The sequence below is a fragment of the Burkholderia sp. JPY481 genome (assembly GCF_038900515.1).
Taxonomy (GTDB): Bacteria; Pseudomonadota; Gammaproteobacteria; order Burkholderiales; family Burkholderiaceae; genus Paraburkholderia; species Paraburkholderia youngii.
The window spans coordinates 23006-31933 of the sequence record NZ_JAYMRT010000037.1; the positions used below are offsets into that span (position 1 = coordinate 23006).

Here is an 8928-nt window from a genome sequence, read left to right on the forward strand (position 1 = left end):
GAAGGAACAACGAAGCAGTGCGTTCACCTGGACGTAGCTTCGTTTATTTAACTGACTACGCGACTCGCGCTCTTAGGGCTCAAACGCAACAAAAAATTCATCTACGCGCCTCGCGGAGAATCCACGGGTCACGCAGCTGGTTGGCTGGCTGAAGGACCTGAAGTTTGACGTTTGCACTCCTTGACTTGCCTGTTGACCGGACTATCACTAATTACCGCGGAAGACAGGAGATGGAGATGTCCCAATGGGCTGGTACATCGCCCTCCCTCGCCGGCAGGTTCGCAGCACAGTATGTGCGCATGTCCACCGATTTCCAGCAGTACTCGACCGAGAACCAGAAACGGGTCATCGCAGAGTTCGCGCTCGCGCAGGGACTCACTGTCGTCGCAACTTACGAAGACGCCGGCAAAAGCGGGGTGTCGTTAAAGGGGCGGCAGGCTCTCGCCCAGTTGCTTCAGGATGTACAGTCGCCCAACTGTGCGTTCAGCGTTGTACTCGTGTACGACGTTAGCCGATGGGGACGCTTTCAGGATGTCGACGAGAGTGCGCACTACGAGTACGTCTGCCGAAAGGCAGGGGTGCAGGTCGTTTACTGCGCAGAACTGTTCGGCTGGGACGGCAGTCCGACAGCGGCGTTAATGAAAGCGCTCAAGCGAGCGATGGCGGGCGAATACAGCCGTGAACTTTCCCGAAAGGTTTTTATCGGTCAATGCCGGCTCGCCGAGCTCGGCTTCTGGCAGGGAGCACCGCCCGGATATGGACTTCAACGGCTATTGGTCGCGTCCAACGGAACCGTTAAGGGTATTCTGCGTCCGAGAGAACACAAGAACATCAAGACGGACAGAGTCATCGTAACGCCCGGTGAGGCTCATGAAGTGGCGCTCGTCCGACGCATCTACGACTGGTACGTGCGTCAAGGACTCGGATGCACAAGAATTTCGGAGAGACTGAATGCGTTCGGCATCTGCAACGCATACGGACGCCCATGGAATCCCCAGCTTGTTACAAGCATTCTGAGCGGAGAGAAATATATCGGGAATAATGTCTACGCCCGGACCTCACATCAACTCGATACCAACTGGCAAAGGAATCCCGCGTCGGAATGGACCCGCTCGGAGGGCGCCTTTCTCCCACTTGTCGATCGCGGTACGTTCGAAGCAGCTGAACAGATCCGAACGCAAAGAACAAAGAATCTTAGTGATGAGGAGATTCTGAAAAAGCTGCACGACTTCGTGCGTTCCGGCGAAGTGGTCAACGCAAAAGAAATCGACCGGACGCGGTCGATGCCGGCGGAAAACACCTATAGAAGGCGATTCGGCAGCTTGAATGTTGCTTATGAGCGGGTCGGATACGAGCCCCGTTACTACCGCCGAGGCCCTGAGGATTTTCACGCATCTCGAACTGCCTTGAAACGCTGCATTGAAAGGACGACTGACTCGTTAACTGAACAAGGCCATCGTGTGGAAATATCCATGGACGGAACCACCATTCGGGTAGATGACGAACTGGTTATCCGGTTCTCCGTTCGCCTGATACTTCAGTACGACGGTCGTATTCCGCGCTGGCGGGTGCGGTGGCCAATCTACCGGTCCCCAGACCTTCTAGTCGTACTGCGGCTGGACACCGTACTTGAAAACCAGCTCGATTTTTATGTTTTCCCACGCGGCAGTCTGGCGCCCGGCGACGAATTTGCAATGTCAATCCGAAGCGGAAGGAGCGGGCCCTTCGAGATGTTCCGGTATCCGGACGAAAGCATTCTGCTTGAACTGACAGCACGGAGTCGTATGGAGGCATACGATGGAAAGCGATCCTCTTGTTCCAATCTCGGATATTCCGGTCATGCAGATTCGCGTGCTGAATCCACGGACCCGCAGCAAGCGCCAAAAGCAGGCGATGATCGAGAGCATCGCGGCGGTGGGATTGAAAAAGCCAATTACCGTGTGCCGTAGAGTGTGTCCCGAAGGTGTCGAACAGTTTGACCTGGTTTGCGGTCAGGGACGACTTGAGGCGGTACAGGCCCTCGGCCATGACACCATCCCTGCACATGTTGTGGACAGGGCCCAGAATGAGTGCCTCGTCATGTCGCTGGTTGAAAACGTTGCGAGACGAAACCATAGCACCCTGGAGTTGCTCAGGGACATTCAGAGCCTACGGGACGCAGGATACCCGGACAGCGTCGTCGCATCTAAAGTGGGCCTGTCCGTCGCGTATCTGGAAAGCCTGATGTTTCTCCTCGATCATGGCGAAGAACGACTCATAAGCGCTGTGGAAGCCGGGACTATGCCCATTGGTATCGCCATGCATATTGCACGCTCCAACGACGCCGAGGTTCAAGCCGCGTTGCTGGAAGCGTACGAGAATGGAACATTGAAAGGCCCGCAGCTCGCAGTGGTCCGCAGGCTGCTGACTCGACGCATGAAGTCGGGCGGAAAGATCTCGCCTGTGTTCACGGGGCCGGCCGCTCCCCGTCCGCGCGAACTGGCTCCAGACCAGCTGCGGCGTCTGTATATGCGCGAAAGTGACCGTCAGAGAGTCCTTGCAAAGAAGGTTGAGCTGACACATGCGCGGCTGCTATTCATTGTTCATGCGATGCGGCAGTTGATGCGCGATGAAGGCTTCATCCGGCTACTGGAGGACGAGCGTCTCATGAGTCTTCCCCGAGTTCTGGACCAACGTATCCGCGCCGAGGGTCAGTCATGAACAACCTGCAAGCGAACCCACTGAAGATCGCCTTTGAAAGCCGGCCGGTTGTACTTGATCTGAACGTGCTTGAGTCATCACGGCCGCTCCCGACCACCGCTACGTCGAGCACAAAATTCCTGCAGATTCTCGCCTCCGTCGCAACTATTGGTCTCGTTGAACCCGTGATTGTGGTGCGCGTCGAAGCCAACCATGACAGATTTCGCATCCTCGATGGGAGACTGCGGATAGAGGCGCTGCGTCGCCTGGGGGTGAACGAAGCCTTGTGCCTGATTGCGACAGACGATGAGGCGTACACATACAACAAGCACATCAGCCGGCTCACATCCGCGCAGGACGCACGCATGATTGCAAAGGCAATCGAGCACGGTGTGCCGCGCGAACGGATAGCTTCGGTGCTAGGCATTGAAGTGACGACCGTGAAGCGCAGGGCGAGCCTTCTTGACGGAATTTCGGAGGAGGCCGCCGCTCTACTTGCGGACAAAGCTTGTCCAGCGACAACCTTTAAAGCACTGAAGCTGATGAAGCCGCTCCGACAAATCGAGGCTGTCGAGCTTATGTGCGGTCAGGGAAACTTCACCTCCGCCTTCGCTCGGGCAATTGTTGCGGCCACTCCGCCGGAGCAGCTTGAGGGCGGGGCTTGCGTTCGCGGGAAACGGGGCAAGGAAGTCTCAGAGCAGCTCTCCCATCTTGAGCGTGAACTCGCAACCCTTCAGACAACGGTCGCCCAGACCGACGAACGATATGGGATCGAGCATCTTCATCTCACGGTTTCCGCTGCTTATATTGCAGCGCTCCTCAGGAATGAGCGTGTTGCAAGTTGGTTAAGCGATCACTATCCTGACTTTGCGACGCAATTCGAGACAATCAGCCAGGAAGCGAGAGATGCACGGTCCATATCGGATTCCAGCGGACCCAGGTCAAAAAGTTTTCGTCGGATCGGAGAAAAGCGGGCCAGTACTGCTGCACCGGGATAACTTGCTGCTCGCAGCAAAGTTCTCGTCGGCATCTATGGGTCGATGCGTCCACGGAATGCTGCATCGCAAAGCCCCAGGTGATCTTGAACCGTGAGATCTGCGCTCAATTATCCCCGCAGCCACAGAGGGCACACGTGAGCATCCAACGGCAGCAAGACAGAGCGCTATAGGCGTCTTTGAGGCCGCCTTTTCGGAGAGAGCAGTTCGGCCGTCGCGGAAATTGCGGCATGCCGTGTTCTACGACAACAATCTGGCGGGTTCCCGATATCGTCGGCATTGATCAAAGGAACGGGCAGCTTCTTACGTCAGCGAACACACACGTTCGGCCATGAAGCGGCATTCGCTTGCCCTCGTCGCTCAGCCGTTCAGGTGTCGGTTCCACACCGGGCACGCGCAGGAGCAGCGGGCGCTGTTGGCAGAATTCGCGCGGGAAATGCGGAACGGACGGATGGAGCGGCGGCGCGGCGCATCGAGGTGCTCACGGGAAGCGTCGCCAATGGCCGAAATTAACCTGTAGGTCATCGGGCAGCATTCAGTTGCTGACCAGCCGCCCGGAGGAAGGCGTCTTAAGATCGATGTAAGGCAATACTTCGCCGGGACGGGCACGAACCCCGGGCAAATCCGGCCAGAGCGGGCGACGAGGTCGGATATCACAATCGAACTCCCATCATCCCTGTGGGAGACTGAGATGAAAACCGAACAATCCCGTGCGGCATGGAACAAGGGCAAACTGGTCGGGCAGAAACCACCGCTAAAGCCGAAAGACGTCTGGGCCATCCGGATCTACCTTCAAAATGCCCATGCTGTCCGTGATCTCGCCCTGTTCAACCTTGCACTCGACAGCAAACTGCGTGGTTGTGATCTTGTCAGTCTTCGGGTCCGCGATGTCGCGCACGGCAATCAGGTCCTGTCGCGGGCGCAAGTCATCCAGCGAAAGACACAACGCCCTGTCCAGTTTGAACTGACCGAGTCGACCCGGAAGGCGGTCGGCGCGTGGCTTGAGAAGGCCGGCATGAGGTCGGAACAGTACCTGTTCCCAAGTCGGCTATCGGCGTCCCCGCACCTTTCAACCCGGCAATACGCCCGAATGATACGCCGATGGGCAGATGCAGCGGGGCTTGATCCGACAGCGTACGGCACGCATTCGATGCGCCGTACGAAGGCGACGCTGATTTACAGACGCACCAAGAACCTGAGGGCAGTGCAGTTGCTGCTCGGCCATAGCAAGATCGAAAGCACAATCAGATATCTGGGCATCGAAGTCGACGACGCGCTTGAGATTTCGGAGCAGACTGAAATCTAGCGAAGCTGGTGCTGGCCGCGCGAAACGATGCAACATCGGGATTCGTGCGGCCGCGGTCTGCGCGGTTCTCGTGGGACAAAACCAGCGGACCTGATGCGGACATCTGCCGAGCCGCTCGCGCCAACATATATTCGGCGATACGCAAACTCAGGAGAGAGGAATCGAGGGAGAGGGATTTGAGGCCGCCGCATAGCTGAGGCGGCCCTGACCGGGATGACGCGCGCTGCAGGCAGCGCCGACAGCGCCAATCGAACGGGCTACGTCAAACCTCAATTTTCGTTACCATCGTCACGATCGGTTTCGTGAATGCCGTAGCGACGGTCGTCCCGGCAATCCCAGCGGTGATGGCCGGGTAGTCCGGTGATCTTTCGAATCCTGAAACCATCGGCGACATACAAAGCTCCGTCATGCCCGAACGCGAGGCCCCGTGGACCCGAGAGCATGGCCTGGATCGCCAGGCCGCCGTCACCAGAGTAGCCCGGCGTGCCGGTCCCGGCGATGGTCTCGATGATGCCGGTCTCGTGGTCCACCTGCCGCACGCGGTAATTGAAGGTGTCGCTGATGGTCAGATTGCCCGCGCAGTCGACTGCGATATGCGTCGGTATATTGAGCAGCGCCTCGGTCGCAGGCTGGCCGTCGCCGTTGTAACCCACGCGGAAAGCCACACCTGTCGTGCCGGGATACACGCCCGCCACCGTGCTGAAAGTCTTTCCCTGTCGGTCCAGTTCACGCACGGTGCTCAGGTCGTAGTCGGCAAAGAACATTTCGTTGCGTCGGTTAAACGCCGTGGCGATGAAGTACAGGAAGCCGGCTTCGGCCGCGGGACCGCTCTGCGGACCTGCTCCGAAGATGCCGTTGCCCACCACCGTCGTGATGATGCCCGTGCGTCGATCGACGCGGCGAATGCGCTGGTTGCCAGAATCGCTGATGACGAGGTTTCCGTCACGATCGAACGCGATATCCGTCGCGTTGATCAATGCAGCGCTTGCGGGTCCGCCGTCCCCGGAATACCCGCGGACGCTTCCGCCGACAACCGTGTGCATCGTCAGCGTGTGACGATCCACGCGCCAGATGCGGCTGCCCGGTTCCAAGTCGGCGATGTACACGTCGCCGTCCGGGCCGACTGCGACGCCTGTCGGATCGCCGAGATTCGTCGCGATGGCCTGCAACCCTTCGCCGTTATAGGCGCTTTGACCGGTTCCCGCGTAGGTGGTGATAACTCCGGTGGCGCGATCGATGCGTCTGACGACGCCGTTCACCGGTTCGGCGATAAACAGGTTCCCTTCGCGATCGATCGCGAGACTCTCGGGCGCGATCAGTGCGGAGATCGCGGGCCCGCCGTCGCCAGCGTACCCTTGCGCCCCAGTGCCAGCGATCGTGACTATTGTTTGCGATTGCGCCCATACTACATAAGGCACGGCGAGCAGCATGATCCAGGCCGACTGGATAAGCCTCGCACGAATGGAGCATTTCATCGCTGACCTCCCTGAGTTGTCCCGCTCAACGATTTTCACGGGAGCATTTGCGTCAGGGAGAGGTCCACGGCGCTTGCCGCCGAGCGTTCGCCATCTACTGAGCCAGCTCTACCGCAGCACGGGATGCGTGGCTCCTGCGGTCATGGCGCATACCAGCGTCCCGCCGCGAGCGTCGCATGGGTAAAGGACAGCCCGATGAGCGGCTGCCGATGTCGAGCCACAGGCGTCCGTTTTGACCGTCGGCGACGCAGTGCGCACCGCGCGAGCCGAGGTAGTTTTCGACAACACATACCCCCATTCCGCGTGACGCGCGGAATGGCCGATACGACCCGCAGAGTTGACCAGAAACGCGTTGGTCATCGTGTCTGAAGAATAGGTGCTGGAGTCGCCGATGCATGCCGATGCCTCTGCTTTTTGCGCCTTCTCGAGCCGGCCTTTGTCGCCGCTGGTCGTGAGGCGTAGGACCCCTCCTGACGCGCGTTGGAGATGGACAGGTGAGCGCTGGACGATACCCGCGTTTGTGCCGCAAAGGTCAATGGCCGTTTGCGATGCGGATGCGCCCTGTGAATGTCCGTCCAACGGGGAGGTGAATGACGCTTGATGGCCGGGTGCCGCCGGCCAGCGAACGCTGGCTCCCGGCCGCCGCCGTCGCGCCGGCGAATGCACCAAACCGACCCGTTGCTGCCACTTCTGTCTCGTCGAAGCTTTGCGGCAGATATCCAGGGTACACCTGACGGCGAGCGGCGCACACGTGCCGACCAAGGGCGCAAAACGCGTAGATTTAGGCGCGTCTCGACAACGCCTGCTTCTATTCTTCATACACGGGCGCACGCAGTTCGCTCGTTTCGCACGCGCGTGCCCTGCCGTTTTGCGTTTGTGCCGGGTGAGATATGGGCTCTGCTGCTAAATTGGCCCGCCTACGGCGCGCACCCGGAAGCTGTCGGTCGTCGCGAAACCTCTCTCTGTACTCGAGCCGGCGAGCTTCGGCCCCGCACGTGGCATTTCAGCGTGACCGGAGTCTGGGTCATGTCGCTTAACGGGCCGACGCTGCGCTGGTTGAGCGGATCCTGATGTCCGGGCAATGGTGACTACGGTTCTGTTGAGGCTTAGTGTCAGTTTCTATGGAGGTTCAAAGTGCGCAAAGTACTGATGGCTGCTTTCTTCGCCTTGGGCTTGACGACCTTGTCTTATGGCTTCGATGGAAGCGGCTCAGACGGTAGGGAAAGAGGCGAACGGGGTGAGCAACCCACCCCGAAGGTCTTTGACAGCCAAGGCAAGGTAGTGGGGCCGCTGGTTAGCTATGATCCTCTTGGCACTGTTCTTAACGTGAACGGTGTGGTGATTTTTGCTCCGATTCAACGGGTGAGCGTCAATAACAGTAGTCAGCATTCTGCGTCCCAGTTTCAATGGGCGGGCGACTTCTCTGGATATCCGACATCGGACTGCAGTGGAAGCCCGCTTATTACACCGAGCCCTGCGGCGACCTCGCAAGTACGGCCGTCTCAGATCGTCAGGCAAGGAAGCGATGCAACTGTGTACATTGCGGGCGACACCAACTCAGTGCCGACGACGTTAATGTCATTCCTTATAAGCGGCCGATGCTCGCCGGGTTCCGAGACGTTGGAAGCCTGGTCTCCCGAAAGCTCCTATTCGCTCACGCAACACTATCCGGAGCCGCTGACAATTCATTACTGAGCGCCCCGCGCTTGCCTGCAACGAGCGCTGAGGTGCCAGTCATTTGCTGTGCCACTTCGCCGGCAACCTTCTCAGCTAGCTGCATACGTACCGTGTTGCGCTCGAGCGTTGACCCCGTCCCATCAGCGGGATTCGCGCCCGGCCTTGCCCGATAAGCGCCAGTTGGAATGACAGCTTCCTGCGTTCCACGAGCGGCAGTTGTTGGAACCCATAGCGGCCCTCGGCCGCAGATCACCTCAATGACAGCAATGGCCGACAGGACAAGCGCGCGTCCCGCATCGGGCGGGTTTCGGAGTGGACCGGTCGTTCGGACGACCACCGCATGGCTCACGCGAGCGGCAGAAAGTGGCCGATAGCACCAGTTCGACGAATGTGCAACATAGCCGACGTTGGAACCCTCAACTGCAACTTTCAGGCAGCTTGTGTGAACGCGTACTTTCGTTAAGCGTTGTCCAACGCCTGCCCGCATACGCCGTCGCTTACTCACGCGGCAGCAGACATGGGCAGGCGTCGAACAACGCTTAACGGTTTGGTGCATTCGCCGACGGCCCGGTGGCGGCCACGTGCCAGTGGCCGCCATCAGGCAGAACCCGGCCACTCTCTGTCGCTCGCCAAGGCCACGCAGTCGTCACTCGAATGGCTGCTTCACTCCGGTTGGACTAAACCGCTCGCGCGGTAAGGGGCTGCGGCCGGCGGTAGTAGCAATGGAGAGGAAACCGACTCTGTTCTCATGTTGATGGGCGAGGTAATTCGCCTCGCCGTTCAACGGGAGCAGAGT

Annotated in this window: 6 protein-coding genes; 5 read left to right on the plus strand and 1 reads right to left on the minus strand. The window is 59.1% G+C overall.

Annotated elements, in window-relative coordinates:
• Positions 1-236 precede the first annotated feature (236 nt).
• The 4 genes from VSR82_RS37345 to VSR82_RS37360 all read left to right on the plus strand — a co-directional run bounded on the left by VSR82_RS37345 (position 237) and on the right by VSR82_RS37360 (position 4980).
• Entirely contained in the window at positions 237-1949 is a 1713-nt protein-coding gene (locus VSR82_RS37345; protein WP_498858670.1) for a recombinase family protein, read from the plus strand.
• Positions 1840-2700 (plus strand): ParB/RepB/Spo0J family partition protein, encoded by an 861-nt coding sequence (locus VSR82_RS37350; RefSeq protein ID WP_498858671.1) that lies wholly within the window; start codon positions 1840-1842, stop codon positions 2698-2700. The genes VSR82_RS37345 and VSR82_RS37350 overlap by 110 nt, the downstream gene beginning before the upstream one ends.
• Positions 2697-3677: a plasmid partitioning protein RepB C-terminal domain-containing protein gene (locus VSR82_RS37355; RefSeq protein ID WP_498858672.1), complete on the plus strand. Its 981-nt coding sequence runs from the start codon at positions 2697-2699 to the stop codon at positions 3675-3677. The genes VSR82_RS37350 and VSR82_RS37355 overlap by 4 nt, the downstream gene beginning before the upstream one ends.
• A gap of 688 nt (positions 3678-4365) precedes the next feature.
• Positions 4366-4980, plus strand: coding sequence for a tyrosine-type recombinase/integrase (locus VSR82_RS37360; RefSeq protein WP_429494305.1), 615 nt, complete (start codon positions 4366-4368; stop codon positions 4978-4980).
• 269 nt (positions 4981-5249) lie between these two features.
• Here VSR82_RS37360 and VSR82_RS37365 read toward each other — a convergent pair whose 3' ends face one another.
• Positions 5250-6455 (minus strand): NHL repeat-containing protein, encoded by a 1206-nt coding sequence (locus tag VSR82_RS37365; RefSeq protein WP_498858673.1) that lies wholly within the window; start codon positions 6453-6455, stop codon positions 5250-5252.
• Between the two features lie 1134 nt (positions 6456-7589).
• On the opposite strand from VSR82_RS37365, the gene VSR82_RS37370 reads away from it, so the two are divergent.
• Positions 7590-8150, plus strand: a complete 561-nt coding sequence (locus tag VSR82_RS37370; protein ID WP_498858674.1) for a hypothetical protein — start codon at positions 7590-7592, stop codon at positions 8148-8150.
• Positions 8151-8928 lie beyond the last annotated feature (778 nt).